The 26,633-nt window shown below is 70.2% G+C and carries 23 protein-coding genes; 8 read left to right on the forward strand and 15 right to left on the reverse strand.

The features are described 5' to 3' along the window. Window positions 1-115: 115 nt before the first annotated feature. The 3 genes from Q1N79_RS29400 (at window position 116) to Q1N79_RS29410 (ending at window position 2,248) form a co-directional block, all read left to right on the forward strand. Window positions 116-691 (forward strand): sigma-70 family RNA polymerase sigma factor, encoded by a 576-nt coding sequence (locus Q1N79_RS29400; protein ID WP_300614367.1) that lies wholly within the window; start codon window positions 116-118, stop codon window positions 689-691. Beyond that, complete coding sequence (locus tag Q1N79_RS29405; protein ID WP_300614368.1) at window positions 688-1,770, forward strand: hypothetical protein; 1,083 nt, start codon at window positions 688-690, stop codon at window positions 1,768-1,770. The genes Q1N79_RS29400 and Q1N79_RS29405 overlap by 4 nt, the downstream gene beginning before the upstream one ends. Before the next feature lie 127 nt (window positions 1,771-1,897). Next, window positions 1,898-2,248: a hypothetical protein gene (locus tag Q1N79_RS29410; RefSeq protein ID WP_300614369.1), complete on the forward strand. Its 351-nt coding sequence runs from the start codon at window positions 1,898-1,900 to the stop codon at window positions 2,246-2,248. A 14-nt stretch (window positions 2,249-2,262) separates the two neighbouring features. On the opposite strand, the gene purU is transcribed toward Q1N79_RS29410, so the two are convergent. Then, window positions 2,263-3,135 carry a formyltetrahydrofolate deformylase gene (purU, locus tag Q1N79_RS29415; RefSeq protein ID WP_300614370.1) on the reverse strand — a complete coding sequence of 291 codons (873 nt, stop codon included), beginning with the start codon at window positions 3,133-3,135 and terminating at the stop codon, window positions 2,263-2,265. Between the two features lie 147 nt (window positions 3,136-3,282). Between purU and Q1N79_RS29420 the strand changes: the two genes are divergently transcribed. After that, the gene (locus Q1N79_RS29420) at window positions 3,283-4,020 is read left to right on the forward strand and encodes a glutaminyl-peptide cyclotransferase (protein ID WP_300614371.1); all 738 of its coding nucleotides are present in this window, start codon (window positions 3,283-3,285) and stop codon (window positions 4,018-4,020) included. Window positions 4,021-4,515: 495 nt separating this feature from the next. Here Q1N79_RS29420 and Q1N79_RS29425 read toward each other — a convergent pair whose 3' ends face one another. From Q1N79_RS29425 to Q1N79_RS29440, 4 genes are all read right to left on the reverse strand, one after another. Continuing rightward, complete coding sequence (locus Q1N79_RS29425) at window positions 4,516-7,026, reverse strand: AAA family ATPase (RefSeq protein WP_300614372.1); 2,511 nt, start codon at window positions 7,024-7,026, stop codon at window positions 4,516-4,518. Beyond that, entirely contained in the window at window positions 7,023-7,655 is a 633-nt protein-coding gene (locus tag Q1N79_RS29430) for a hypothetical protein (protein WP_300614373.1), read from the reverse strand. Before Q1N79_RS29430 ends, Q1N79_RS29425 begins: the two co-directional genes overlap by 4 nt. Before the next feature lie 116 nt (window positions 7,656-7,771). Then, on the reverse strand, window positions 7,772-9,070 hold the full coding sequence (locus Q1N79_RS29435) for an MFS transporter (RefSeq protein WP_300614374.1): 1,299 nt from the start codon (window positions 9,068-9,070) through the stop codon (window positions 7,772-7,774). Further along, window positions 9,063-10,286, reverse strand: a complete 1,224-nt coding sequence (locus Q1N79_RS29440) for an amino acid deaminase/aldolase (protein ID WP_300614375.1) — start codon at window positions 10,284-10,286, stop codon at window positions 9,063-9,065. Before Q1N79_RS29440 ends, Q1N79_RS29435 begins: the two co-directional genes overlap by 8 nt. 58 nt (window positions 10,287-10,344) lie before the next feature. Here Q1N79_RS29440 and Q1N79_RS29445 point away from each other — a divergent pair, with 58 nt between their 5' ends. After that, entirely contained in the window at window positions 10,345-11,655 is a 1,311-nt protein-coding gene (locus Q1N79_RS29445; RefSeq protein WP_300614376.1) for a D-arabinono-1,4-lactone oxidase, read from the forward strand. 4 nt (window positions 11,656-11,659) lie between these two features. On the opposite strand, the gene Q1N79_RS29450 is transcribed toward Q1N79_RS29445, so the two are convergent. Beyond that, window positions 11,660-12,769 (reverse strand): hypothetical protein, encoded by a 1,110-nt coding sequence (locus Q1N79_RS29450; RefSeq protein ID WP_300614377.1) that lies wholly within the window; start codon window positions 12,767-12,769, stop codon window positions 11,660-11,662. Between the two features lie 153 nt (window positions 12,770-12,922). Between Q1N79_RS29450 and Q1N79_RS29455 the strand changes: the two genes are divergently transcribed. Next, window positions 12,923-15,748 (forward strand): ATP-binding protein, encoded by a 2,826-nt coding sequence (locus tag Q1N79_RS29455; RefSeq protein WP_300614378.1) that lies wholly within the window; start codon window positions 12,923-12,925, stop codon window positions 15,746-15,748. Here the strand turns inward: Q1N79_RS29455 and Q1N79_RS29460 are convergent. From Q1N79_RS29460 to Q1N79_RS29475, 4 genes are all read right to left on the reverse strand, one after another. Beyond that, window positions 15,708-16,400 carry a hypothetical protein gene (locus Q1N79_RS29460; protein ID WP_300614379.1) on the reverse strand — a complete coding sequence of 231 codons (693 nt, stop codon included), beginning with the start codon at window positions 16,398-16,400 and terminating at the stop codon, window positions 15,708-15,710. The two genes, Q1N79_RS29455 and Q1N79_RS29460, sit on opposite strands and share 41 nt — an antisense overlap. A 138-nt stretch (window positions 16,401-16,538) precedes the next feature. Then, the gene (locus tag Q1N79_RS29465) at window positions 16,539-18,071 is read right to left on the reverse strand and encodes a hypothetical protein (RefSeq protein ID WP_300614380.1); all 1,533 of its coding nucleotides are present in this window, start codon (window positions 18,069-18,071) and stop codon (window positions 16,539-16,541) included. Window positions 18,072-18,213: 142 nt separating this feature from the next. After that, window positions 18,214-18,438, reverse strand: coding sequence for a hypothetical protein (locus tag Q1N79_RS29470; protein WP_300614381.1), 225 nt, complete (start codon window positions 18,436-18,438; stop codon window positions 18,214-18,216). Window positions 18,439-18,525: 87 nt separating this feature from the next. Then, on the reverse strand, window positions 18,526-19,074 hold the full coding sequence (locus tag Q1N79_RS29475) for a hypothetical protein (protein WP_300614382.1): 549 nt from the start codon (window positions 19,072-19,074) through the stop codon (window positions 18,526-18,528). Window positions 19,075-19,255: 181 nt separating this feature from the next. On the opposite strand from Q1N79_RS29475, the gene Q1N79_RS29480 reads away from it, so the two are divergent. Together Q1N79_RS29480 and Q1N79_RS29485 are read left to right on the forward strand one after the other, a co-directional pair. Further along, on the forward strand, window positions 19,256-19,774 hold the full coding sequence (locus Q1N79_RS29480) for a peptidylprolyl isomerase (RefSeq protein ID WP_300614383.1): 519 nt from the start codon (window positions 19,256-19,258) through the stop codon (window positions 19,772-19,774). Window positions 19,775-19,790: 16 nt separating this feature from the next. Continuing rightward, complete coding sequence (locus tag Q1N79_RS29485; protein ID WP_300614385.1) at window positions 19,791-20,666, forward strand: rhomboid family intramembrane serine protease; 876 nt, start codon at window positions 19,791-19,793, stop codon at window positions 20,664-20,666. A gap of 12 nt (window positions 20,667-20,678) precedes the next feature. Here the strand turns inward: Q1N79_RS29485 and crgA are convergent, their stop codons facing one another. The 5 genes from crgA to Q1N79_RS29510 all read right to left on the reverse strand — a co-directional run. Continuing rightward, window positions 20,679-20,930 carry a cell division protein CrgA gene (crgA, locus tag Q1N79_RS29490; RefSeq protein ID WP_300614387.1) on the reverse strand — a complete coding sequence of 84 codons (252 nt, stop codon included), beginning with the start codon at window positions 20,928-20,930 and terminating at the stop codon, window positions 20,679-20,681. 100 nt (window positions 20,931-21,030) lie between these two features. Further along, window positions 21,031-22,866, reverse strand: coding sequence for a Stk1 family PASTA domain-containing Ser/Thr kinase (pknB, locus tag Q1N79_RS29495; protein WP_300614388.1), 1,836 nt, complete (start codon window positions 22,864-22,866; stop codon window positions 21,031-21,033). Between the two features lie 37 nt (window positions 22,867-22,903). Beyond that, window positions 22,904-24,277 (reverse strand): serine/threonine-protein kinase, encoded by a 1,374-nt coding sequence (locus Q1N79_RS29500; RefSeq protein WP_300614390.1) that lies wholly within the window; start codon window positions 24,275-24,277, stop codon window positions 22,904-22,906. Continuing rightward, window positions 24,274-25,782, reverse strand: coding sequence for a penicillin-binding protein 2 (locus tag Q1N79_RS29505; RefSeq protein WP_300614391.1), 1,509 nt, complete (start codon window positions 25,780-25,782; stop codon window positions 24,274-24,276). The genes Q1N79_RS29500 and Q1N79_RS29505 overlap by 4 nt, the downstream gene beginning before the upstream one ends. Beyond that, the coding region (locus Q1N79_RS29510; RefSeq protein WP_300614393.1) for an FtsW/RodA/SpoVE family cell cycle protein at window positions 25,779-26,633 on the reverse strand (855 nt) is incomplete at its 5' end. The genes Q1N79_RS29510 and Q1N79_RS29505, both read right to left, overlap by 4 nt.

The raw sequence follows: 26,633 nt of genomic DNA on the forward strand, positions 1-26,633 counted from the left end.
CCCCCCTTGGGGGGTTGATGAATACCAGGCGAAGCGGGACACGACCCTGGTCTGCTGAACACTGTACGGCCCGATCGGCAAGTAGTAGGTGTAAGGGACGGCAGGAGGGAGAGCCGTGACATCGGATGGGTCGCTGATCAGCCGCTCACTCGCGGGCGACGGCGAGGCATTCGTTGAAGTGGTTCGCCGCCACTCCGCCACTGTCTCGGCATACCTTCTCCGCCGTGCGGGCCGCGAAGCGGCCGAAGACCTGCTGGGCGAGGTGTGGGTCGCCGCGTTCGGCGCCAGGTCCGGCTACGACCCGGGGGTTCCGGACGCCCGCCCGTGGCTGCTCGGGATCGCCAGGAACGTGTTGCGGCGGCACTGGCGAATGCGACCGCATGGGGAGGCGGCCCTGGGGACGGACGAGGTCGCCCCGCCCGTCGATCCCTGGCCTGCGGTCGATGAGTGGATCGACGGCGCGGCGATTGTGCGCCAGGCACTCGTGCGGCTTTCTCCCGGCGAACGGGAGGTCCTGCTGCTGGTGGTATGGGAGCAGTTGACCGTCGCGGACGCCGCGCGTGCGCTGGCCATCCCGCCTGGCACCGCGCGGCGCCGCCTGCACCAAGCCCGCGTCACCTTGCGAAGTACGCCAGAGATCGTCGCCCTATTGAACGACTGCAACGAATGCATGGTGCGGGAGGTCGAGTGACCGTGGACGAGATGGAGTTGGTCGGCCGCTTCGGCGACGTGGAGCCCTTGCCAGCCGAGGCGCTCGACAGGGCCGAACAGACCCTGCGCGCCGCCATGGCGGTCGCGGAACGCCCCAGGCCGTCGACACCCGGGCGCAGCCGCGGCCCACGCCGCGGTCGCCTGCCGGCAAGCGCCGCGGCAGCGACGGTGCTTATCACGGCGGCGGCACTCGTGCTCACCAGCACCGGGCACAGCGCCGGCCCTGCGCATCGCGATGCCGTGGGCGGACGCCCCGGACGGCCGCCCACGTCCGCTGACATCCGAGCCCATGTCGTCGACGCGCTTGCCGCGAGCGCGAACACGGTGCTCCTGGTGCAGTCAGCGACGACAACACCCGGCGAGGCCACGATCACGAGCCAGGCGTGGTATTACCCCTGGGACGGCCAGCCAGGCGTGGTGCGCGATGCAGGCTCCTCCTGGATCGATGGCCAGCCCGCAAGCAAGATCCTGTGGGACCAGTCCTTCACGATCCCGGCCGGGGACGACTCGGAATCGAGCTGCCAGGTGACCGTTACGCCGCTGCGAAGCATCCCGGGGCGATCGGACGTCAAGGCGACCACCGCCAAGGTTCCGGCCGTCACGGCGCCGGCCGTCACCGCTACGGGCGTCACGATCGATTTCTCAAGCGAAACCTGGCAGCCGACGGTGACGTCGTGCTTCCCGCTGGCCCCCGGCCTGGACGCACCCGCCGGACTGCCCAGCCCGTCGGGCGGGGGCCCGGTATCGGACATCCGCACGATGATCTCCGACGGACTCCTGCGGGTTGTCGGCCACCAGACGCTCAACGGGCAGCAGACAATCGAGTTCCAGTCGACCACGGGCGGGATCCTGACCCTCCGCCTGTGGGTCAATGCCAGTACCTACCTGCCGGTGCGATCGGTGACCACCGGGCCGACCGGTGATCCGAACCCTGGCCGGACGTGGACAGAAACCGAACAGTACGCGTTTCTCAGTCCAACCCAGGCCAATCTCGCCCGCTTGCGCGTCAGCGTGCCGCCAGGCTTCACAGAGGCCTCGTCTTCGCCTGCGCAGGGGTAGCCCGGCCGTCGCCAGCGCGCCTGCACCCACCCGCGGGAGACCGGGGACTAGTCTTCTGCCGAAGAAGTAATATCGCAAAGTGGTGCCCCAGTGACCACCGCGGTCATGGGCTCGGCGGGAGGCGCCAGTGGAAATCGCAGCGGTTGCCGGCGGCGCTGTCGTGCTGTTGGCGATCATCGGGATGTCGGTCTACGCGGCACGCACGCTGCCGCCTGACGCCCAGATCCCCGTCCACCATGGGATCGGTGGCTATAACAACTGGGTGTCAAAAAGTACGGGCCTCGTCATCTGGGCGGCGACCGGGGCAGTCATCTTCGTGATCACGGCGGTCACGGCCGCCAGCGCCCACGCCGGGAGCAAGTCAACGCCGAGCCTGATCCTGCCCTTCGTGCTGCTGCTCGTCGCCTGCAGCCAGTACGGCGCGATCAGGGCCGCGCTGCGCCGAAGCGGTGGCGCGGCTGGCCAGTTCCGCGATTAGTGCAAGATGCGCGATTAGTGCAAGATGACGGTCCGGTTGCCGTTGAGGAGCACCCGGTGCTCGGCGTGCCAGGTGACCGCGCGCGCAAGGACCTGCGCCTCGACGTCACGGCCGGCCTCGGCGAGCCGCTGCGGCGGGTAGGTGTGATCGACGCGCATCACGTCCTGCTCGATGATCGGCCCTTCGTCCAGGTCCGGCGTCACGTAGTGCGCGGTCGCGCCCACCAGCTTGACGCCCTTGGCATACGCCTGGTGATACGGCTGGGCGCCCTTGAAGCTCGGCAGGAACGAATGGTGGATGTTGATCATCCGGCCCTCCACCCGCTTGCACACCTCGGGCGAGAGGATCTGCATGTAGCGGGCGAGCACGATCAGCTCGGTCTGCGTCTCGTCGATGAGCGAAAGCAGCGCGGCCTCTGCGGCCGGCTTGGTCTGCGACGTCACCGGGATGTGATGGAACGGGAGCCGGTAGGACTCGGTCAGGTCGCGGAAGTCATCGTGGTTGGAGACCACGCCGACGAGCTCGACGGGAAGCGAGCCGCTCTTCCAGCGGAACAGCAGGTCGTTGAGGCAGTGCCCGAGCCTGGAGACCATGAGCAGCGTCCGGATCCGGACCGTCGTGTCGTGCAGCCGCCAGGCCATGTGGAACGCCTCGGCGACCCATGAGAAGTCGCGCTCGAGTTCGGCGGCGGTGCGGCCGGGCGGGGGCACGGAGAAGTGCACCCGCATGAAGAACCGGCCGTCGTCTGGCGTGCCGTACTGCTGGCTGGCCACGATGTTCGCCGAATGCTGCACAAGGAAGCTGGATACCGCGTACACGATGCCCGGCTTGTCCGGGCAGGACAGGGTCAGGATGAACTCCAGGCCTGTGCGTTCCTCCGCGCTCATGATCTCCAACCTTCGTGACGGCCGGCCTTGAAGTCAAGACCGCAGCTGGCTCGCTGACCAAGGTGTTAGCCGAATAGCTGGCCAGACAATTCCGTTGGGGTAAGCCACAAGGTGCCGGGCGGCCAGGCGTGCCTGGATAATCGCTAGGTGCGGTTTCACCGGGTGCAGGTTGTGCGGCGAGCGCCCCATCCGCAGCGCGGGTTCACCCAGGGGTTGATCGTGGCCGGCGACGCGGTGTGGGAGTCCACCGGGCTGTCCGGCGAATCGGCGCTGCGGCGGTACCGGTTCGGCGCGGACAGGCCGGCGGCGCAGGTGCTGCTGCCCGATCAGCTCTTCGGCGAGGGGATCTGCGCGGTCGGCGACGGCATCTGGCAGCTGACCTGGCAGGACCGGGTGGCGCTGCGCTGGGACGCGGCCACGCTGACGCTGCGCGAACGAGTCCGCTACAACCGTGCGGGCTGGGGGATGTGCGCGGCCGGCGACGAGGTCGTGACAAGCGACGGCACGAGCGAGCTGGTCCGCCGTGACCCGGCCACGCTTGAACCGGTCGCGCTCGTGCACGTGCGGTGCGAGGGCGCCCGGGTCCGCGGGATGAACGATCTCGCCTGGTCTGGCGGCCAGGTCTGGTCTAACGTGGCAGGCACCGCGTGCCTCGCCGGCATTGACCTGGCGACCGGCGAGGTGACCGACGTGGTGGACGCCCGCGCCGCCGCCGAACGGCACCGGACGGATCCGCAGGCGATCATGAACGGGATCGCCGCGCTTGCCGCCGGTGGCGAGTTCCTGCTTACGGGCAAGCGGTGGCGGTCGATCCGGCATGTCCGGCTGGTTCCTGACCGGGACCGCGGTCACCGGGAACGGCTGCTGGCCGGCCTGTCTCACTAGCCGCGCCAGGTCCGACGCGGGCCCCGCCAGGTCCGGCGCGGGCCCCGCCAGGCCGCGGTGCGGAGGCAGGAACGCGCCGGGGCGCCGTACGCAGCGGACGGTCGGCGTACCCGCCGTCGGCGAGCCCGGCCAGGCGCTCGAACACGTTCCATGCGCCGAAGTCGCCGCTCAGCACCCAGGACGCCCCCGCCGCGGCGAAATAAAGCGGGAGCATGACCAGCCCGCCGCACCAGGCGTACTGGGTGGCGTGACGCGCCTCGTGCCGAAACAGCGCGGTGTCCGGTAGCAGCGAGTCCTGGCGGGTCACGATCACGCTGCCCACGGTGAACGCCGGGACCGCGGGCACTGGCAGCCGGTAGCCAGTGCCGGTCAGCAGGCCGCACGGGGCCCGCGCGAGGCGGGCGCGGCCGGCCAGCGCGATACCGAGGCCGGCCAGCGTGGAGCCGTTGGCCAGGTTGACGGCGGACCGCAGGCGGTGCCGTCCGCGCGCCCCCGTCAGGCTCGCCCGTCCGGTGATCCATCCGGCGGGGATGGCGCCGGGGAGGACGGCGGACCGTAGACCGCCGGCCCGGAGCCCGATCCGTCCCCGTTGGACGACCCGATGGCCGGGCTGCCGTACCCGTCTGCGATCACCCCGCCGATCGCCCAGGCCGGGGCCGCCACAGGTAGCGGCAGCTGAGGCTGGCTGTGCTCGCGGTGCGCGTGAGCCGCGGCATGATGGTAGGCACGGAGCTGGGCGATGAACTCGTCGTCGGCGTACGGAGCTCCGTCTACCAGCGGACCGCGCTGATGCTCGAAGACGGCCGTGACGTCCTCGCCGCTGAGCGTCTTGTGCGTCTCGAGCGCGTGTGCCAGCGCCAGCACATGCCGCTCGTTGTCGCGCAGGATCGTCTCGGTCAGGCCGAGCAGCGAGGACAGGTTGTCCTCGATCCGGTCAGCCAGCGCGTGCCTTGCCCGCATGGAGGAGTCTTCGCCGCCGGGGCGCCCGCCGCCGCCGGGCGAGCCCACCTCGAGGCGACGGGCCGAGGAGTACGACGAGACCGTGGTACCCATGCCCCAGAAGCCTTCCATGTAGGAGGCCACCGTGGTCGCCTGCTCGAGGTCGCTGGACACGCCGGAGGAGCTGTCGCTGTCGAAGAACATCCGCTCGCCGGCCAGCGAGGCGAGCGACACGAGGATGTCCGCCTGGTACTCGCTGCGCCACCGGGTGAACTGGTCTTCCGGCTTGACGCTGGCGACCATCCCGAGGTAGTCGCTGCCCTTCTCGATCGTGGCGATGTCGATCTCCATGTGCTGCCGGGTCCGGTACGCGACCAGCGCGTGGCAGGCCTCGTGAATCGCCACCGCATGCCGCTCCCGCTCGATGTACTCGACGTCCTCCGGCGGCCCGAGCTCCTTGAGCTGCTTGGCCTTGAGCACGTCGGGCCAGGTGATGACGTCCCGGCCATCCCTGATCGCGGTGATCAGCGCCTCGTTGACCAGGTCCTTGATGCCAGCGCCGGTCGCGTACGGGGTGATCGTGGCGAGCTTGTCGATCTGCTCCTCGGTCAGCTCGTGCTGGACTTTGGCGAAGTACCCCTCGTAGGTGCGGATGCGGCCCGCCTTCGACGGGTAGCCGACCTTGTAGATGCGGTCGATGCGGCCAGGGCGCAGCAGCGCCTCGTCCAGCGCGGACGGCATGTTGGTCGCCATCATCACCAGGATGCGGTACTTGGGCGGCGGCTTCGGCCGCATGCCAAGCGCCCGCCTGATCACCCGGTTGACGAAGCCGCGCGGCTTGTTCAGCCCGGACAGCTCGGTGAGCAGCGCCTGCAGCGTGCCCATGCCGCCGCCCATGCCGCCGCCGTTCATCCCGGCCCCGATGATCTGCTTGTTCCGCCCGGCCCCCGGCTCGGCAGGCCCGGCCAGGCCCGAGGCCATCGCCTCGCGGGCCAGCATCCACTGGGTGTCCGCGGACAGGTAGGAGAAGCCGTGGCAGCCGGCCCGGGAGAACGCGGGCGTCGCGGTTCCCCGGCCTCCGCCAGGCGCGCCGCCCTGGGTGACCGTGCCGCGGTTGCCGAGCGAGTCGGCCTCGTCGAAGAACACGATCACGCCGCCGTACCGCAGCGCGAGCTTGCGCAGCTTGCGGAACAATCCCTTCACCTTCAGCACGCCGACGCCGAAGAACATGTTGATGAACGCGCCCGGGTCGACGAACACGTACGGCTTGCCGGTCTCGCCGGCCACCGCCTCGGCCATCAGCGTCTTCCCGGTGCCAGGCGGCCCCCAGAGCAGGATCCCGCCAGGCACGTAGCCGCCGCGGTCCTCCACGACCTCCGGGTTTTCCAGGAAGATCATGTTCTCCTTGACCCGCTCGAGAACGTGGTCCTGGCCCCAGACGTCGGAGAACCTGGTCTTGATGTCATCCGGGTAGTAGACGTCCACGCCGCCCCGGGACAGGAACCAGAACAGCAGCGCGAACTGGGCGACTACGAAGATGAGGTAGAACGCGATCTGGATCACGAACGGTATCTCGTGCCAGATGATGCCGGGCAGCGAGGCGAGCGCCAGCGCCGGCGGGGAGTGGATGATCTTGCCGGTGACGATCGCGACGACGACGACCAGGAGCACCCAGAAGAGCGCCCTGCCGAGCCGGAACCGGGTCCAGTCCGAGAACCTGCGGTGGTTCGTCCGTTGCAGCCCGCCCCAGACCCTGTTGAGCCAGAACTGGTTGTACGCGGCCGAGTGCTCGCAGATCAGGAGGTGGACCTGGTGCACGACCTCGAGGCCGGCCAGGACGAACACCCACCAGCCCACGCGCGCCTCGATGCGGCAGGCGTCGAGGAACCCGATGAGCGGGTTGTCGCCCATGACCGTGAAGGTGAGGAGCAGCCAGATGATGGCCAGCAGCACCAGCCACCGGATCCGGTCCCAGACGGGAAGCGGCCGGCGGGTCAGGATGTCCCCCTCTCGCGGGCGTCCGCCTTCGTAGCCGAGTGCCTGCCCTGGCCGTTGGGCCTTCTTCATGTCGGGCTCCCAACGGTAAATGACGTCATAATGGTGTTTATGTCGTTTTCATTCTGGGCGTAACAAGCGTTGGTGCAGTGCACCATGAGGAAGTAAACGACAGTCTGATCGGCGTTGGTCAGCACGTCTTCGTCGAATGTATCTGAGATCCCCCCGGGGTACGTGTACTGGAACGTCTCCCTGACTCCGTGCACGCCCTGGTTGGCGGTGATCGTCTCGTCCCGCAGCGACTTGAAGTCGGTGAGCGGGAAGCCGTCCTCGTCGTCCTGCTCCCGCGTGCTCGAGGTCACCGGGAGCATGAAGTCGCGCAGCATGTTGTAGGACAGCTCGTTGCTCGCCGTCGACGAAAGCTGCCCGACCTCCGCGAACACGAAGGGCTCGGTGACGTCCCCCGCGAGGAAGTGGCTGGCCGACGGGTCGCTCTCGGCGTCGAACGCGGTGGACCAGATGCCAACCCCCGAGCCCCCCGCCGCCGCCAGCGCCTGGTTGAGCGACTGCTGGGATATCTGATGCCAGCCGTAAGGCACCTTGTAGTACGTCCCCGCCGCTGAGTCCGCCACGTAGGTGTACTGCGGGGCGCCACAGGCACTGAGCCCAACCGAGCTGAGGATGACCACGAGGAGGGGCACCAACCCCCTGACGAGGCCTCTTGTTGGACGGAAGGCCTTGTTCGCCAAAGGGGAGACCTCCACGATTTGTCGTCTGCAGACAAGTATGCCGCTTCATTTCGATTTGGTATAGGCGGTCAAGGCACCGAACGGACACGGGTGACTGTCACGACTGCGCCGACTGTCACCACGCCGGCCAGCGCGAACAGGGCCGGGTAGCTGTTCATTAGTCCGAGTACTACCCCGGCGAGCAGCGGAGCCACCACGAGAGGCAGGCTATAGGCGATATTGATGATCCCCAAGTCCTTGGCGCGGTCCGCCGCGGCGGGGAGCACCTGGGTGAGCAGCGCGGGAGCTGCCGCCCAGTAGGTGCCGAAACCGAAGCCGAGCAGCGGCGCCGCCACCAGGGCCATGCTCCAGGTGGGCGATACGGCCAGTATCACCGCGGCGGTCGCCATGATCGCCGCGGACCCGATGACGAACGGCTTGCGCTTTCCCGACCGGTCCGACGCCGTCCCGCACACCGCGCCGGCGATCAGCAGCGCGACCGCGTACAGCGCCATCAGGATCAGCAGGCCGGTCTGCGGATCGTGGTAGTGCACGCGGTCGTTCAGGAAGTACAGCAGGTACAAGGTGCCGAGGTCGTTGCCGAGGTTCACCATGAAGTGCGTCCCCCACGCCCAGCCGAAGTCCGGATGCTGCCGCGGTGACACCCACAGCCGCCGCAGTGCCGTGCGCACCGGGACACGCGGCTTGAACTCCCTGGGCAGCGGCTCGTCCGGGGTGCGCGCCACGAACAGCACCGCGCCCGCGACAACGATCGCGGCGCAGGTCGCGTAGCCCGCCGACATCCTTGTCACGATCACGATCACGATCAGCGCGCCGAGCACGGTGCCCAGCATCTGGCTGATCCCGATGAGGCCGCCGAGCGTGCCGCGCTGTGTCGCGGGCACCCGGTCTGGCAGCGCCGCGGTGAGCGTGGCGAGCATGCCGCCGAGCCCTAGTTCCGCGATGAACCAGCCGATCGCCATCACCGCGACGGATGGGGCAGCGGCGACCACGAGGATGCCCGCGGCGCCGGTGAGCGCGCACGCCACCGTCCACGGATGACGGCGCCCACGGGATGAGGTCGTCCGGTCCGACAGCGCGCCGACGACCGGGTTGGCGAGCAGCGAGGCGAGCGCCCCGACGCCCATCACCACAGAAAGCAGCACGGCGTCGCCCCCGCTCGGCACGGCGCTGCTGCTGGCCAGATGCTGGTGGAGCGAGGCGACCTGCTCGGGCAGCAGCACCTGAATCGGCGCGTAGATCGCCAGCCACAGGCCGATGTTGGCCAGGAACAGCAGCGTTATCCAGCCGGCCCGCACCGGCTGCGTGGGCTCGGCGAGGGCGGTTGGCAGCGCGGTTTCGGTCCCCGCCGCGATCGCTTCATCCAAAGCACTGTCCTTCCCCGCGGTAGGTGGGCACGGCAACAGGCTCCGCCCGCTCATGACCCTCGTTGATCAGGTGGTATTCGGTGAACCGCTCCGCGAGTTCGCCGGCCTTGGCGTGCCGCAGCCAGACCCGGTCGCCCACGCCCAGCCGGCCGGCCGCCGCACCGCGCACCGGAGTCTGTACCTCGCCGGCGCCCTCGGTGCGGGTAAGGCGCAGGCCCGCGGGCCGGAACGGCGACGGCAGCCGGTCCGGGGTCCCGGTTCCCGACGCGACGTAACCGCCGCTGAACAAGGTGGCTACGCCAGGTCCCGGCCGGCGAACCACCGGCAGCGCGTACAACACGGCGGGCCTTGGCCGGAACGCGCGGTACGCGTCGAACAGCGTGGGTCCGACCAGGCCCGATCCAGCCGCCAGCTCGGTGACCGACTTGTCGCCCGAGGTGGACTCAAGCGACCCGGTGCCGCCCCCGTTGACGAACTCGAGCGCGGTCAGGCCCCGGATGCGGCGGACAGTTTCCGCACGCCGCTGCCGCAGCTCCACTGCCGAGCGCGCCTGGATCAGGCGGAGCACCGCCGCCCGCACCGGGTGGCCTGGCGGCGCGTCGCCAAGGCCGGCGATCTGGCCCTCGTAGCCCATGACGCCGACGAGCGAGAACCCGGGCCTGGCGAGGATCGTCTCGGCGAACCGCGCCGCCTGCGCGGGGGTGTGCAGGGGAGACCGCAGCGTCCCGATGTGCGGCCCGCGTGCCAGCGGCCGCCAGGACACGTCGAGTTCCAGGCAGACCCTGATCTCCGGGTGGCCTGCGCCGAGGGCGGCGTCGATGAGGTCGAGGTGGGCGACGGAGTCGACGGTCACCGTGATGTGCGCGCGTGCGGCGGCATCCGCGGCCAGCGCGCGCAGCGCCCCCCGGTCCGCGGTCGGGTAGGCGACAAGCAGGTCATCGCCGCTCGCCGTCGCGTGCAGCCACAGCGCCTCGGCCAGCGAATAGCACATCACCCCCCGGTATCCCGGCCTGGCCAGGGCGCGTTCGATCAGGTACCTGCACCGCAGCGACTTGCTGGCCACGCGGATGGGCACGCCGCCTGCCCGGCGTACCAGGTCCGCGGCGTTGGCGTCGAAGGCCGCCAGGTCGACGACGGCGAACGGCGGGTCCAGGTGAGCGGTCGCCCGCTCATGCAGATCGTGGCCCCCGCCCGGCCTTGCGAGAGTGCCCGACATGCTGAAACACTAACCGGTCGGCGGGACAACCAGACACCCTCAGGGAACACCCGGACAAATGACTTGGCGTAACTGGGCGGGCACGGTGTCGGCGGACCCGGCCCGGCGCTACCTGCCGCGGACCGTGGCGGCGATCGCCGACGCGGTCCGGGAGGCGGCGCTGGCCGGGCTGACCGTGCGGGCCCTCGGCAGCGGGCACTCGTTCACCCCGGCGGCGGCCACCTCGGGCGCCGCGCTTGATCTTTCCTCCTGGACCGGCGTCGTGGCCGCGGACGTGAACTCCGGGCTGGTCACCGTGCGCTCTGGCACCTCGCTGCGCGCACTCAACGCCGCGCTTGACATGCTCGGCCTGGCGATGGCGAACCTGGGCGACATCGACGCGCAGACGATCGCGGGGGCGATCTCGACCGGCACGCACGGCACCGGAGCCCGGCTCGGCGGACTCGCTGCCCAGGTCGCGGCCCTCGAGCTCGTGCTCGCCGACGGGTCCGTGGTGTCCTGCTCGGCGCGGGAGCGGCCGGACCTGTTCACCGCGGCACGGGTCAGTCTCGGCGCGCTCGGCGTGATCTCCACGGTGACGCTGGCCTGCGTCCCGGCGTTCACGCTGGCGGCCGAGGAGGGCCCGCTGCCGCTGGCCGAGGTCACGGCGCGGTTCGACGAGTTCGCGGCGAACAGCGACCACTTCGAGTTCTACTGGTTCCCCTACGGCCGCAACGCGCTCGTCAAGCGGAATAATAGGATCGCCGCAGGCCCGGACGCGAAGCCCATCCCTCCCGCCATGCCCGACTGGCGGCGGTTCTGGGAGTACGAGGTGATGGAGAACGCGGCGTTCGGCGCGCTGTGCCGGACCGGGCGCGCGGTGCCCCGGCTGATCAAGCCGCTGAACCGGCTCGCCGCCGCCACGCTCTCCAAGCGCGCGTACTCCGCCCCCTCGCACCAGGTATTCGTGACTCCGCGCCGGGTCCGGTTCGTCGAGTCGGAGTACGCGGTGCCCCGCGAGTCCGTGCTCGACGTCCTCGCCGAACTGCGCGCCGAACTGCCGCGCCTGGCCGACCCCGTGATGTTCCCCGTCGAGGTGCGCGTGGCGGCCGCCGACGACATCTGGCTGTCCACGGCCTACGGCCGGGACAGCGCCTACATCGCGATCCACCAGTACGCCGGGCTGCCGTACCAGGAGTACTTCCGGCTGTTCGAGTCGATCACCGCGAGTGTCGGCGGCCGCCCGCACTGGGGGAAGATGCACACTCTGCACGCCGAACGCCTCGCCGTGCTGTACCCGCGATTCGCCGACTTCCTCCGGGTCCGCGATGAGACGGACCCGGATCGCCGGTTCGCGAACCCCTACCTGGATCAGGTCCTCGGCCCCTGACCGGTCAGGGGCCGTACTTGAGGATCGCGCCGTAGTAGCCGCTCGGGCTCGCGGGGCTGAGGCTGATCGCCCACAGCGAGCGCGTCCCCGGAATCCAGGTCAGGGATGCCCCCGACTGCGGGATCACGCCGGGGAGCGAGCCGTAGTCGGTCCAGTGGCCGCCGGTCAGGTGGTAGACGAGCCAGAATCCGCTGAAGTTGAGGTCGGTGCCCGCCACCCACAGCCCGCCGTGCCCGTCAGGCACCAGGGACCCGAGCACGTCGACCGGGCTGCTTGCGACGGTACGCCACGCCTTGCCGGTCCAGTGCATCATGACGGTATCCGGGACGGGGGTCGACGAGAACGATATCGACCGGACCAGCAAGGCGTTCTGCGGTCCGACCGCCGTCATGTACGAGTAGTAGAGGGTGGCGCCCGTCGGCAGCGGGGGTGGTGCGGGGAGGGCGACGGTCCCCCACGTTTTTCCGTTCCAGTGCATGACGAAGCCGAGGCTCGGTCCGAGTGCCCAGATGTCGTCGGGCCCGGCCGCGCTCACGTCGGCCGCGGGCTCGGGCAGCTTCACCTTCGCCCAGGCGCGGCCGTTGTAGCGGGCCGCGTAGTCGGCGGTCCCGAAGACCCACACGTCGCCCGGGCTGAACGCGGCGGCGCCGGTGGGCGACGACATCCAGGACGGGAGCGCCTGGACCAGCCACTTCGCCCCGGTCCAGCGCAGCGCCCTGCCGCTGCCGTCGAACAGCCAGGCATTGCCCGCCGAGCTGGCGCTGATCAACCCCCTGTCCACGGCCGAGTTCACGTAGCCGTCCAGCTTCGCCGGCAGCGGCACCCGCTGCCAGGCCTTGCCCGTCCAGCGCTCCACGGCCGTCAGCCGCCGCGCCGTCCAGATCGACCACGCGTCTGTCGCCGAGCTCGCCGTGAGCAGGCCATACACGCTGCCTTTGGCTGGTCCGATCGTCTTGACCACCCGCCATCCGGGCGTCGCCGCCGGCGCCGCGGCCCCGGTCGGCCGCCCGAGGCTAGCCGGAGCCGCGGATGCGGACGCGTACGCGGTCATGGTCAGCAAGGCCGCGGTGGTGGCGAGCGTGAATCCGTGGCGGGTGTACCGGTCGGCGCGCATGGCAGCTCCGCGAATCCAGCGATCTCAGGCCGGGATCGTCTACACCTTGGACGCCTTAGGGGGCTTCTCGGTTTCCCCGGTGAACCGTCGCGACGGACATTACGTTACGTATCTATAATTATCCGTTAAGTAACTTCGTGAGCGCGGTGGCGGATGGCGGTCGGCGGGTCGGGCAGGGTCCCCGGGTCGGCGTGCCCGGCGCTGACGCGACTGACGGGCATCGGCGCGTTCCGCATCACCGAGATCCCGCGCCGCCGCGACGCCGCCGCGCCGGACTCTGGCCGCCGCGACGAGACCGATGCGGGCAGGCCGCAGCGGGTGGCGGCGCTGGCAGCCGCCTACCATGGCGGACTCCACACCCGCGGCATCGTTGCGTTCGGGTGGGTCAGGACGGCACAGGGCGGGGCGGTGCACGTCATCGCCGCGGGGAGCGAGCTGGCCGGGAGCGAGCGGGCCGCATCCGCCGGCAGCAGCATTGACGGCGACGGCGACGGTGTGCTCTTGTCGCTGCCAGGCGGCGCGCGCGCAGCGGTCCTGCGACCGGGCGCGCTGGCCGAGTTGCTCGGCCGCGTCCCCTGCTGGCGGGAGATCGCCGGCATCAGTGACGGGCTGCTCGCGCCCGCCGACGTTTCCCGGCCGCTGGCCGCGAGCCGCGCCGCGCCGTCACTGGAGGAGGGGCTGCTCGCGAGCTGGACCGGGCCGTTCGGATGGATCGTGGTAGCCGAGCCCCTGCCGCCGGAGGCGCTGCGCTCGCTGGCCGGCGAGGTGGCAGTGCGCCAGCGGCTGGCCGAGGCCGCGGCCGACCGGTTCCCCGAGCAGGCGGTCCAGGCGCGGCGCCTCAGGGAGCGCCACGCCGAACTGCACCGGGGCGTCTCTTCCGGTTTCTGGCGCATTCAGCTGCTCGCCGGCGGGTCCGATGAAGCGCGCGCCGCGCGCGTGGCCGGCCTGCTGTGCGCATCCGCTCAGCTGGACGGGCTGCCGTACGCGCTGAGCCCCGCGCCGCCGCGCGAACCCGCGCCGGGCAGCGGCGAACCCGGCGGCGAACCCGGCTGCCATCCCGGCGGCGACGCCGTCCCCACCGCGCCGTTCTGCGGGTCCACCGAGCTGCTTGCCGTGCTCGCGCGGCCGCCGCAGTCCGAGATTCCCGGCCTGCGGCTCGCGCTCGGTTCCGACTTCGACGTCAATCAGGAAATCACCGGAGCCGCCGTCCACCTTGGCGACATCCTCGATCGCAACCGGATGCCCGCGGGACCGTTCAGGTTGCCGCTCGGCTCGCTGAACAGGCACGTGTTCGTATGCGGCGCCACCGGCGCCGGCAAGTCGCAGACCGTCCGGTCCCTGCTCGAGGCGGCGACCAGGCAGCACATCCCGTGGCTCGTCGTGGAGCCGGCCAAGGCCGAGTACCGCCTGATGGCGAACCGGATACCCGGCGCCGAGGTGGTCCGGATCAGGCTCGGCGAGGCGGACGCCGTCGCCGCGGGCCTGAACCCGCTGGAACCGGCCGCCGGCCCGGGCGGTGCCAGGTTCCCGCTGCAGACCCACGCGGACCTGGTCAAGGCGCTGTTCATCGCGTCATTCCGGTCCGAGGAACCGTTCCCCCAGGTGGTCAGCGCCGCGCTCACCCGGGTCTATGAGGATGCCGGCTGGGATCTCGCGCTTGGGGAGCCGAGAGGCGCGCCGGCCGGCTATCCGGCGCTCACCGACCTGCAGCGCGCGGCCGAGCGGGTGGTCACCGAGATCGGCTACAGCCAGCGGGTGACCGACGACGTGCTCGGCTTCATCCGGGTCCGGCTGGCGAGCTTGCGGCATGGCACCGCGGGCCGGTTTCTCGAAGGCGGGCACCAGATCGACTTCCGCCTGCTGCTGCGAACGAACGTCGTGCTGGAGATCGAGGACGTCGGAGACGACAGGGACAAGGCGTTCCTGATGGGCGCGCTGATCATCCGGCTTGCCGAGCACCTGCGGCTGACGCACCGTGCCGCGGCGCCAGCCGCGGCCGGCGGTTCCGTCCTCAGCCACCTGACCGTGATCGAGGAGGCGCACCGCCTGCTGCGCCGGTCCGAGGCGCCGGGGGCGCCGGGGGCGCCGGGGGCGGCCGGGTATGCCGTCGAGATGTTCGCCGGGCTGCTCGCGGAGATCCGCGCCTACGGCGAGGGCCTGGTCATCGCCGAGCAGATCCCGGCCCGCCTGCTCCCCGACGTGATCAAGAACACCGCCGTGAAGATCACCCACCGCCTCCCCGCGGCCGACGATCGCGACGCGGTCGGCGCGACGATGAACGCGACGCCGGAGCAGTCCCGCTTCATCGTCACGCTGCCGCCTGGGCAGGCCGCTGTGTTTGCCGACGGGATGGACTTCCCGGTCCTGGTGAAAATCAATGACGGCACCGAACGGGAGGCGGCGACTGACCCGCGCACGGTCGACGCGCGGACCGTGGTGAACCCGCGTTCGGCCACCTGCGGCGGCGAATGCACCGGCCGTCCGTGCACGCTTCGGGACATGCGGATCGCGCAGCGCGCGCTTGACGAACTCCCCTGGGTGCGCGCGTGGGCGGAACTGGCGGTGCTCGCGCACCTGGCGGGCTGGCCGGTCCCGGTGCCAACCCCGGCCCGGCTCGCCCGGTTCAGGGAGCTTCCTGCCCGGGTGAGCCAGTGCGCGACGGCGCACGCGGTGGACGGGGCCGTCGCCGTGCGGGCGGCCGTGATCGATTCCGGGATCAGCCCGGGCGCCCTGGCCGCCCACGCATGCGCCGCGATACGGGCGCGGGCCGACCGGGATCAGTGGCTGTGCGCACCCGACGAGCCGCAGTGGCGGCTGGCCGGGCCCGTGACGGAGGCGGTGGCCTTCGGCGTGGCCCGCCCGTCGGCCATCGAGGCGGCAGGACCGCTGACCGCGCTGCTCGGCGCGTTCATCGACTGCCAGTGGCCGGCGCGCTACCTCACGCGCTCGGCGGCTGGGCCGGCGGCGTCGGGAACTTGAACGACGCACGGCCCGCCTTAACCGCGGTCACGTCGGTGATGCTGGCCGCGGTGGCCGTCGAGCCGCTGACGGTCGCCACCACGAAGACCGTGTCGCCCTTCTTCACCGACCCGATCCCCGCCGCCTGCGCGTCGACCACGGTCTTGCTGGTCACCGCGTAGCTCGCGGTGAACCCGTCGGCGCTCTTCACGGTCACCGAAGTTGAGCTCACCGCGGTGACCGTGCCGTCCTGCACGTCCATGGTCTGATAGCCGCCGCCCGACTTGGGCACGGTGACTTCGCCGTGCAGCACGCCGCCGAGTCCGCCGAGGGCGAGTGCCCCGCCGCCGAAGAAGAACTCGCCGCCCAACCCGCGCCGGCCCGGGCGGGCGCCAGGACCAGACGCCGGCGCGCTCGCGGCCGGGCCTGGGGAGGCAGCCGAGTTCGCCGCGCCGACCGCCACGGTGTCCGTGGCGCCCTTCGCGGTGAGCGTGTGCGTGGCCGCGTAGCCGACGCCCGCACCGCCGGCCAGTGCCACGATCGCCACGCCCGCGATCGCGACCGGCCGGCGGGGCCGCCAGCGCTGCCAGCGCGGCGGGTTCATCGTGATCATGTCGGCGTCGAGGTCTTCGTCCCGCCCGAAGTCTTCGCCGAAGCCGTCATGGGGGTTCATCCGCGATCGCCTCCCCGGCGCCCAGCCAACCCATATCAACACAACGATGCGCGCCAGAACTGAGGGAAAGCTTAGCGCGGATACTGCTTATCCACAGAGTTGTACACACCGGTGTGCACACGGTTATCCACAGCAACACTAGGTCTGCGGTTGCAGCACCGGCGGCCGGACGTCCGCGGACGGCTTGCTCGGACGCAGTCCCCAGCGCCCGGATATGCACATCCACAGCAGCGCCGCCGCGCACAGCATGCGCACGCTCGACGTTATCCACTCGCCCTCGAAGAGTTGCACGCGCTGCAGCCATAGATGGTGTGACAATGCCGTGGCTTCCATGTAGGTGATGGCGCCGAAACACAGCCGGACGAGAACCACCCCGTCGAGCCACGAAGGCGGGTAGAGCGCAAGCAGGGCGATGATCATGACGTCGTACCACGGGCGCTGGTACGGCCAGAAGAAGATCCAGCCCAGGCTCAGCGCGAGCGCCGGGGTCACGGCGGGCAACTCTGGGACCGCGTTCGGCATCCGGAACAGCGCGAGCAGCGCCACGGCGATGAACAAGAGCAAGGCGATCGTCACCAGGTGCGCCGGTGTCTGGTCCGAGCCGAACCTCTCCACTCCGAACGGCCGGTAGAAGACCTGGTAGAGGTTGTCCCACGTCACCTGGTTCCCGCGCTGGAAGAGCACCTTCACCGCGGGCGCTCCGGCGATCGCGTACGACGGGACGATCACCGCCACGAAGCCAGCCGCCAGCCACGCTATCGCGGCGGGTGAACGCCGCAGCGCCCACGCGGCGCCAAGCGCGAACAGCACGAACGGCGACTTGACGGCAACGGCGGCACCGATCAGCGCCCCGGCACCCACGCAGCGCGCCATCGACGGGGCTTTCTCGTGCGGGCCGAACCGCAACACCACCAGCCCGGCGACGCCGACTGCGACAGCCAGGCCGTCGATGTGCCCGCTGGCCACTATCTCCCAGATCACCAGCGGGTTCAGCGACCACAGCAGGTGGGCGCGCAGCCGTCTGGCCGGATCGCCGCGGAGCAGCGTGTCCAGCAGCAGCGTCACGCCGGCGAACGCCGCCGCCACCCACAGCTTCAGCCAGAACGTGATCTGCGCGATCGAGGAGCCGCCGAGCTCGGCCGACACCCACTCCTCCGCGGTGGCAAGCGGGCCGTAGTCCGACAGCGAGTGCTGCCAGGTGACCGGGCTGTTCACCGCCATGACGTCGCCCAGCTTGACCATCTGCCTGGGCGTGTCGACGTAGGGGCTGTGCCCGAGGACCACCATGTTGCCGTCGATCGCGTAGGACTGCGTATCGGTGGTGCCGGCCGGCGGCAGCACCACGAACGCGGCGACCGCGATGAACGAAACCGCCAGCAGCGGGCGGACCCGCGGTCGTGCGCCCCGCGCCACCGCGAGCAGCCCGGCACCGACGCCCACCGCGGCCACCACGGCCGCGCCCCACAAGGTGAACAGGACCACATCGCCCGGCAGGCCAAGCGACACCCACCACGGCGGCGCCCCGGTGGTGTGCGCCATCGCCGGCACGCTGATAGACGGACCCGCGACGGAGATCGCGATCATCACGACAAGCGAAACGGTGATGCAGGCCGCCGCGGTCCAGACGAGCCACCGGGTTCGGCCGGCGGTCCGTATGTTCCGGTCACTCACGGTATTCACTCCGTTGATCGATGTAGTCCCGATATCGACGGAAGTGCTTTCCCTTTGTCGTCCTGACGGACTGACTGACCGTATCCGATTGGCTCTTCAGAACGTGTTAAGGCAAAACTCAGAACCCGTTAAGGCGTGACGGTTATCCGGCGATCTCCTGATCGAGCCGGGCCTGCAGGAGAAGCTCATCGCGGAGTGCGGCGGCGTCATCCGCGTCCACTGTCATCACTCGCCCGGCACCGAGTTCGTCGCGGCGCAGCACGGTCCCGGTGCGAGTGGCCCACCAGCGCCCGGCATTGCTACGCCAGACGTGCCATCCGGGAAATTCCGCCTTAAGCTCCGCAAGCTCCACGTCCCACCCAGTCATGACGTTCCTCCCGGAGTGGGACACGGATTCCGTATTCAACATGAACGTGCATCCGCACGGTGTCAAGAGACCACCTGCGGCCCGGTGTCACCAGCCAGACGCAGAAACCCGCCCGTTCACTTCGGCATCGGTGCCGGTCGCGGTGGAATCGGCGGCACGGGACTCGCCCGCCGCGCCTTCCGCCGGCATGCCGGCTGTCCCGCCCCCGGCCGGGCTGACGACCTCGAAGTCCTCTTCGGCCTCGACATCCGCCGTCGCGCGGTACCGGTACCGCACGATCGCGGCCACGGCACCCGCCGCCGCGAGGACGGACGCGGCGAGGATCGACCAGGTGAGGACCGAGTGCCCCTTCTTCCTGGTCACGTCCTCGGGACGCAGCTGCCTGGCGGTGACCAGCAGCGCCGAGGAGACCTTGGGCGCGGCGGTCGTCGTGCAATACCCGGCGGCGCTCTCCAGGCGCGGCGCGGCCCAGACGCGCACGCTGTATACGCCCTGGCGGACGCCCTTGCTGACCCCCATGGCCGCCGTCTGGGCCGCGCCGCCTACCCCCTGGGCGGCGCTGGCGCCAAAGCCCCTAGCCCGTGCGGCGAAACTGCCTGGATCGCTGGCCTGGCCGTTTACCTTTGCGTAGAACACGATTCACCCTCCCCATCCTGCTCTCGCAACCTCAAGGTTCCCTGCGAGGCCGGGTTCAATCATCGCCGGCGCGCGGCAGGCAGCCAGTACGGTGGAGCCGGTACCGTGATTAGTACACGACACCCAGGTGTGCACAGTGGCCGGAAAGCCCGGCCTGCGAAGCCGAACCGGAGTCATTAGCATGACCGAAAAGCTGACCGCGACGCTGACGACGACGCAGGGGACGGTCACCATCCGGCTGTTCCCCGACCACGCGCCGAAGACCGTGCGGAACTTCGTCGAGCTCGCCGAGGGCGGCCGGGAGTGGACGGACCCGCGGACGCGGGCGAAGAGCAAGGACAAGCTCTACGACGGCACCGTCTTCCACCGGGTGATCGCGGGGTTCATGGTCCAGGGCGGGGACCCCCTCGGCACCGGCACCGGAGGTCCCGGCTACCGGTTCGCCGACGAGATCCACCCCGACCTGCGCTTCGACAAGCCGTACCTGCTGGCGATGGCGAACGCCGGCCCGGGGACCAACGGATCTCAGTTCTTCATCACCGTGGCGCCCACGCCGTGGCTCAACGGCAAGCACACGATCTTCGGTGAGGTCATCGGTGGCGCCAACGTCGTGGACGAGATCAGCCGGGTGCAGACCGTCCCCGGCGACCGGCCGGCCACCGACGTGGTGCTGCAGTCGGTCACGATCGAACGCGGCTAGGCGACGGTAACCCCCCATGACCGCGTCGGACCAGGCCAGCCACCCCGGGCAGGACAGCCCGCCCACCTGTTACCGGCATCCCGACAGGGAGACGTGGGTCTCCTGCGTCCGATGCGGTCGCCACGCCTGCCCGGACTGCCTGCGCCAGGCGGCGGTCGGGCAGCAGTGCGTCGAGTGCGTGCGCGGCGCCGGCCATGGCGCGCGGCAGGCCAGGACCGTGTTCGGCGGCAGGCCAAGCCGGACGGCGGTCGTCACGTGGACCATACTCGGCCTCAACGTCCTGCTGTACCTGGTCGAGCTGGCGCACCCCAGCCTCGCCGAGGACTGGTGGATGATCGGATACGCCGGCCCCCCGCTGCAGGGCGTCGCCGACGGCCAGTGGTACCGGCTGCTCACGTCCGCCTTCCTGCCCGGCACAGGCAGCCTCGGCCTCCTGGACATCGCCTTCAACATGTGGGCGCTGTGGATCGTTGGCCCGGGGCTCGAGCAGTTGCTCGGCCGTGTCCGCTTCCTGGCCGTGTACCTGCTCAGCGCGGTCGGCGGCAGCGTGCTGTTCTACTACCTGGCGGCGCCGAACCAGCCGGCGCTCGGCGCCTCGGGCGCGATCTTCGGCCTGTTCGGCGCGTGGTTCGTGGTCTCCAGGCGGCTGAACCTGGACAGCCGCGGGATCGTCATGCTGATCGCGATCAACCTCGCGCTCAGCTTCATCTACCGCAGCACGATCGCCTGGCAGGACCACGTGGGCGGGCTGATCGTCGGTGCGCTGATCACCGCCGCCTACGCGTACGCGCCGCGCAAGAACCGGCTCGCGGTCCAGCTGTCGGCGAGCGTCGCGGTGGTTGCCATCCTGGCTGTCGCCATCGTGATCAGGAACGGCCAGCTCAACCCGTAGCGCCCGTAGCGCTCAGCGCCACCTGGTGGCAAGCACCACCCCGGCGACGATCAGCGTGAACGCGCAGACCAGGTTCCACCCGCCGAGCGCGGAAAGCACGGGCATGTCCGCCTCGGTGACGTAGTACAGCGCGATCCAGGCCAGCCCGACGAGGAAGCAGGCGACCATCGTCGGGGCGAGCCAGGGCGGGCTGACCGCCCGCCGCCGCGACTTCGCCGCCGGCGGCGTGTACACCGGCTTCTTCCGGACGCGGGACTTAGGCACCGCGCACCTCCTGCTCGGGGACTGCGACCACTTCCGGGTAAGCGTAGTGCACGCCGTCCCTCTTCGCGTCCGCGCTGGTCAAGGGTTACCTCCGCGGGGCTCAGGGGCCGCCGGGAGTCGGAGTCGGGCCCGACGGGGTCGGGCTCGACGGGGCGGTCGGCGTGGGACTGCCTGTGCCCGTGGGCGAGGACGTCGGGCTCACCGAGGCGCTCGGCGATGGGCTCGCCGTCGCCGTCGGCTGCACGAAAAGCGTCACGCGGTAGCCCTTCGGCTCGGTCGCGCCCTCCTGCGGATCCTGGTTCCAGACGATTCCAGGCGGCGTGCCGGACGGGCCCGCGATGTACTGGGTCGTGTACAGGAAGCCGTAGGACGTCAGCTCACTCTCGGCACTGGCGACCTGGAGACCGGTGACCTGCGGCACCTGGATGCCGCCGCCCGAGATGTACAGCGTGATCGCGGTGCCCGGCGGGTACTTGGCGCCGGGCGACGGGCTCATGTGGTCGACCTCGCCCGACGGAAGGACGGACTGCGCGTCGGTCTCGATGTCGACGTTGTTGAAGCCCGCGCTCGTCAGCTTCTGCACCGCTGGCTGCTGCTGGTCGCCTACGACGTCCGGCAGCAGCAAGTCGGCCGTCCCCGCCGACACGTAGACGGTGACCGTGCCGCCCTTGCCGACGCTGTCGCCGTTGGCCGGGATCGTGTTGATCACCACGCCCTTTTGCACGTTCGCGCTGTTCTCGTCCACCACGGCGGGGACCAGGCCCGCGGCCTTGATCTGGGAGATGGCCTGTGCCTCGGGAAGCCCGTTCACCGAGGGGACCAGGTAGGTCTTGCCGTTGCTTGTCAGCATCATGGCGGCCACGGCGATCGCGGCCACCACGACGAGCGCGGGAATGAGCCAGGGCAGCCAGCGGCGTGCCCAGCTGCGCCGCGGCTCCATGTCGCCGTCGTCGTAGCCGCCGTACCCGGCCTGCTGATAGGGCGGGGCCCCGGTCGGGTCCACGCCCATCATCGTCTGCGGGCCCATTCGCTGGGTGCGGTCGGGGTACCCGTAGTAGTCGGCCCGCATCGGCGGCGGCGCCATCGCGGCCACCTGCATGCCAGAGGCCGCGCGCTGGATGTCGGCCTGCATCTCCGCCGCGGTCTGGTAGCGGTCGTTCGGGGACTTCGCCATCGCCTTGAGCACGATCGCGTCCGCCCACAGCGGGATGTCCGGGTCCAGCCGGGACGGCGGGATCGGGTTCTCCCGCACGTGCTGATAGGCGATCGCCACCGGGGAGTCGCCGGTGAACGGCGGCCGTCCGGTGAGCAGCTCGTACAGCAGGCAGCCGGTGGAGTACAGGTCGCTGCGCGCGTCCACCCGCTCGCCCCTGGCCTGCTCAGGCGACAGGTACTGGGCGGTTCCGATCACCTGGGCGGTCTGCGTCATGGTGGCCTGCGCGTCGCTCATCGCGCGGGCGATGCCGAAGTCCATGACCTTGATGTCGCCGTTGCGGGTGACCATCACGTTCCCCGGCTTGATGTCCCGGTGCACGATCCCCGCCTGGTGGCTGTACTCCAGGGCGCGCAGCACCCCGCTGATGATCTCGAGCGAGCGCTCGGGCAGCAGCCGGTGTCCCTCGATCAGCAGGTCGCGCACGGTGCGCCCGTCCACGTACTCCATCACGATGTACGGGACAGGCACGCCGGTCGACAGGTCCTCGCCCGTGTCGTAGACGGCCACGATCGACGGGTTGTTCAGCGACGCCGCCGACTGGGCCTCGCGGCGGAACCGTGCCTGGAAGGTCTGGTCCCTGGCGAGATCGGCGCGGAGTGTCTTGATCGCGACGATCCGGTCGAGCCGGATGTCGCGGGCGCGGTAGACCTCTGCCATGCCGCCCCGCCCGACGATGCCTTCTAGCTCGTACCGGTCACCGAGCAGCCGGGGCTGTGTCACGTCTCGCACTTTTCCAAACCACCCTGCATCGTAACTGTCATCCCTCGCTTGCCGCCGCATCCGTGGCCGTCGACGTCGGTGTGGCAGACCCAGACGGAGTCACGCTCGGCGAACTGGACGCCGGGGTCGTCGGCGTCACCGAGGGCGACGCCGACTGCGACGCGGACGCCGTTGGCGCCTCGGTCGTCGGCGGCGCGTCTTGCGTTGGCGTCGGAGACGGGCGGCTCGGCGTCGGCGACCCGGCCGCCGTCGTCTGCGGCGCCGTCTCTAGAGTAGTGCCTGAGGCAGTGCTACCGGCCCGTGTTGTCCGGACCGACGCCGTAGCCGGGGGCACCACCTGGCTGGCGCTCGGGGCCGGCGAGGTGGAGCTCGTCATCGACATGTGGTGGCCGCCGGACGTGAGCAGCAGCGCGACGATCGCGGCCACGCCGCACACCGCCACGCCCACTCCGGCCGCCGCGAGGCGGTGCCGGCTGAGGGGGGAACCGGCTGTCCGTTCGGAATGATGGAATTGATTCGTGGGCGCGGTCGGATAGCCGGGCACCACGGGCAGCCCGGCGGTGGTCGCGACCCCGGCGCCGGACCCCGCGCGGGCGGCCAGGATCACGTCCGCGCGGTCGGCCACGTGCCGCGCGGACTCGGGGCGGCCCTCGGGAGTCTTCGCGAGCATCGCGAACACCAGCTCGCACACTGGCCTCGGCACGTTCGCGGGCAGCGGCGGCACCGGGTCGTGCTTGTGCATGATCGCGATCGTCAGCGGCTGGTCGGCGATGAACGGCGGCTCGCCGGCCAGGCATTCGTACGCGACGATGCCAAGCGAGTACACGTCAGAGGCTCCGGTGACCTCCGCGCCGGTCGCCTGCTCTGGCGAGACGTACAGCGCGGTGCCCATGACGATCCCGGTCGCGGTCAGCTGCGCGGCCTGCGCCTCACGTGCCTTCGCGATGCCGAAGTCGGTGATCTTCGTCGTGCCGTCGGCCGTGATCAGCAGGTTCCCCGGCTTGATGTCCCTGTGCACGATGCCGGCCTGGTGCGCCGCGTCGAGCGCGCGGGCCGCCTGGCTGACGATATCCAGGGTCGTCTCGGGCGGCAGCCTGCCGACCCGCTCGAGGATCGCCGACAGCGGCTCGCCGTTCACCAGCTCCATCACCAGGTAGGGACCGCCGAGCGGACTCGACTCGCCGTAGTCGAAGACCCGCGCGATGCCCGGGTGGGACAGCGACGCCGCGTACCGCGCCTCGGCGCGGAACCTGGCGCGGAACAGATCGTCGTTGGCGTGCACGGCCGACAGCAGCTTCACCGCCACCGGACGGCCGAGAACCCGGTCGACGCCGCGCCAGACCTCGCCCATGCCGCCGGACGCGATCCGCTCGACCAGCTCGTACCGGCCGTCGAGGAGGTACTCGCTCACCGTATCCCCAGTGTCGCCAGGTAGGCCTGAATGACCGCGACGGCGATCGGCGCGGCCGCGGCAGCGCCATATCCACCGCCTTGAACCATGACGCCGACGGCGATCTTCGGGTTGTTCGCGGGCGCGAATGCGGTGAAGACCGCGTCCGGGTTCGGGCTCGAGCCGTTGAGCAGGTTCTGCGCGGTACCGGTCTTGCCCGCGATGACCAGGCCGCCCTCGTTGGCCGCGTTGTAGGCGAACGCGGTGCCCTGCGGGTCCTGCACGACCGCGATCATCATCTGCTTGAGGTAGCCGGCGATCGTCGGGCTCACCACCTGCTGGGTCAGCACGGACGGCGTGGTCGCCTGGACGACGGTCAGGTCGGAGGCCGTGACCTGCTGGATGAGGTACGGCTTCATGAGCGTGCCGTTGTCGGCGATCGCGGCGGCGAACATCGCCTCCTGCAGCGGCGTCACGGTGTCGCTGAACTGGCCGATGGCGGAGAACGCGGCCAGCGGCGGGCTGTCAGGGATGACGTACTGGCTCGGCGCCACCGTGACCCCGGGAATGTTCAGGTTCGGGTCGTTCATCCCGAACCGCTCGGCCATGGTGTTCAGCGTCTGGCCGCCGAGGTCGATGCCGAGGTTGCCGAACGTGGTGTCGCAGGATTGCGAGAACGCCCACAGGATCGTCGTCTGGCCGTTGGCGCCCGCCGAGCCGCACACCTCGCCGTCGTCGTTGTGCAGCTTGTTGACGGTCTGCGGCAGCGTCAGCACCTGCGGGGAGTAGACCATGCTGCTGGTGTTGCGCGTGGTGTCCTGGGTGAACCAGGCCGAGCTGGTGACGATCTTGAACGTGGAGCCGGGCGGCAGGGTGGTCTGGGTGGCGTTGTTGATCAGCGGGCTGGGGTTCTCCCGGAGAAGAGCCTCGTCGTAGTTGTTCACCGTGGTGCCGTCGTGGGACGCCAGCACGTTCGGGTTGTAGCTGGGGTAGGAGGCCATCGCGAGGATCGCCCCGGTGGCCGGGTTGAGCGCGACCACGCCGCCGACCCGGCCCTTGCCCGCGAGGATCTTCGCCAGCCCCTCGTAGGCGGCTTGCTGCGCCTTGGAGTTGATCGTGAGGTAGACCGTGGCGCCCTTCTGCGGCTTGTTCGTGATCATGTCGATGAAGTTGCGGAAGGCGAGCTGCGATCCGTTGCCCGACAGCAGCGCGTCCTCCGCCTCCTCGACCCCGCTGGTGCTGTAGATCGTGTCGTAGCCGGTGACCGGCGCGTAGACGGGGCCGTCGGTGTAGTACCGCTGGTACTTGTAGAAGTCGTCGGACGGCGTGGTGCCCGCGATCAGCACGCCGTCGGCGGTCACGATGTCGCCGCGCTCGTACTGGTTGGCCTCCGAGACCGCACGGATATTGTCGGGCCTGGTTGACAGGCTCGACGCCTCGAACCCCTGCAGGTAGTTCACGTTGATCATGAGGAGCAGGAACATGACCAGGACCGCGATCGAGATCCGCTTGAGCGCTCGGTTCACCTGACGGACACCACCTGAGTCAGCCCCTCCTCCTGAATCGGGCGCGGCGGCGGGCGGCGCGCGGTATCGGACAGCCGCGCCAGCACCGCGATCAGGATCCAGCTCGCCACCAGCGAGGACCCCCCCTGGGAGAGGAAGGGGGTGGTGATGCCGGTGAGCGGGATGAGCCGGGTCACCCCGCCGACGATCACGAAGACCTGCAGCGCGAGCATGAACGACAGCCCGCCCGCGAGCAGTTTCGAGTAGGGGTCCTTGATCATCAGCGCGGTGCGCAGCCCGCGCTGCACGATCAGGCCGTATATCAGCAGCAGCGCCATCACCCCGGCCAGCCCGAGCTCCTCGCCGAACGCGGTGAAGATGAGGTCGCTCTGCACGAGCGGGGTCCAGTACGGCAGCCCGTTTCCGAGGCCCCGGCCGAGCAGGCCGCCGTTGGCCATCCCGTACAGTCCCTGCACCAGCTGGTAGGACGCCTGCGGGTAGTCGATCAGGTTCTGCTGGCTGAACGGGTGCAGCCAGATGCTGAACCGGGTGCCGACGTGGGAGAACAGCTCGGCGGCGAGGAAGGCGCCCCCGACGAAGCTGACGAACCCGATCAGCAGCCAGGAGGTCCGCGACGTCGCGATGTAGATCATCGCGACGAACAGGCCCATGAACACCGCGCTCGTGCCGATGTCGCTTTCCGCGACGAGCAGCATCAGGCTGACCAGCCAGACCACTGCGATAGGGCCGAGGTCGCGGCCCCGCGGCAGGTCGATGCCGAGCACCCGGCGGCCGGCCAGCGACAGCACGTCGCGCTTGGCGACCAGGTAGCCGGCGAAGCTCGCCGCCAATGCCAGCTTCGCGAACTCCTC

The sequence above is a fragment of the Trebonia sp. genome (assembly GCF_030042015.1).
In the GTDB taxonomy this organism is placed as follows: domain Bacteria; phylum Actinomycetota; class Actinomycetes; order Streptosporangiales; family Streptosporangiaceae; genus Trebonia.

What these genes read in the sequence shown, in the direction of transcription:
- purU (WP_300614370.1), bottom strand. Translation starts at nt 3,135, where the DNA reads ATGAGCGCGGAGGAACGCACAGGCCTGGAGTTCATCCTGACCCTGTCC.
- Q1N79_RS29425 (WP_300614372.1), bottom strand. Translation starts at nt 7,026, where the DNA reads ATGAAGAAGGCCCAACGGCCAGGGCAGGCACTCGGCTACGAAGGCGGA.
- Q1N79_RS29440 (WP_300614375.1), bottom strand. Translation starts at nt 10,286, where the DNA reads ATGTCGGGCACTCTCGCAAGGCCGGGCGGGGGCCACGATCTGCATGAG.
- Q1N79_RS29445 (WP_300614376.1), top strand. Translation starts at nt 10,345, where the DNA reads ATGACTTGGCGTAACTGGGCGGGCACGGTGTCGGCGGACCCGGCCCGG.
- Q1N79_RS29450 (WP_300614377.1), bottom strand. Translation starts at nt 12,769, where the DNA reads ATGCGCGCCGACCGGTACACCCGCCACGGATTCACGCTCGCCACCACC.
- Q1N79_RS29455 (WP_300614378.1), top strand. Translation starts at nt 12,923, where the DNA reads ATGGCGGTCGGCGGGTCGGGCAGGGTCCCCGGGTCGGCGTGCCCGGCG.
- Q1N79_RS29460 (WP_300614379.1), bottom strand. Translation starts at nt 16,400, where the DNA reads ATGAACCCCCATGACGGCTTCGGCGAAGACTTCGGGCGGGACGAAGAC.
- Q1N79_RS29470 (WP_300614381.1), bottom strand. Translation starts at nt 18,438, where the DNA reads ATGACTGGGTGGGACGTGGAGCTTGCGGAGCTTAAGGCGGAATTTCCC.
- Q1N79_RS29480 (WP_300614383.1), top strand. Translation starts at nt 19,256, where the DNA reads ATGACCGAAAAGCTGACCGCGACGCTGACGACGACGCAGGGGACGGTC.
- Q1N79_RS29485 (WP_300614385.1), top strand. Translation starts at nt 19,791, where the DNA reads ATGACCGCGTCGGACCAGGCCAGCCACCCCGGGCAGGACAGCCCGCCC.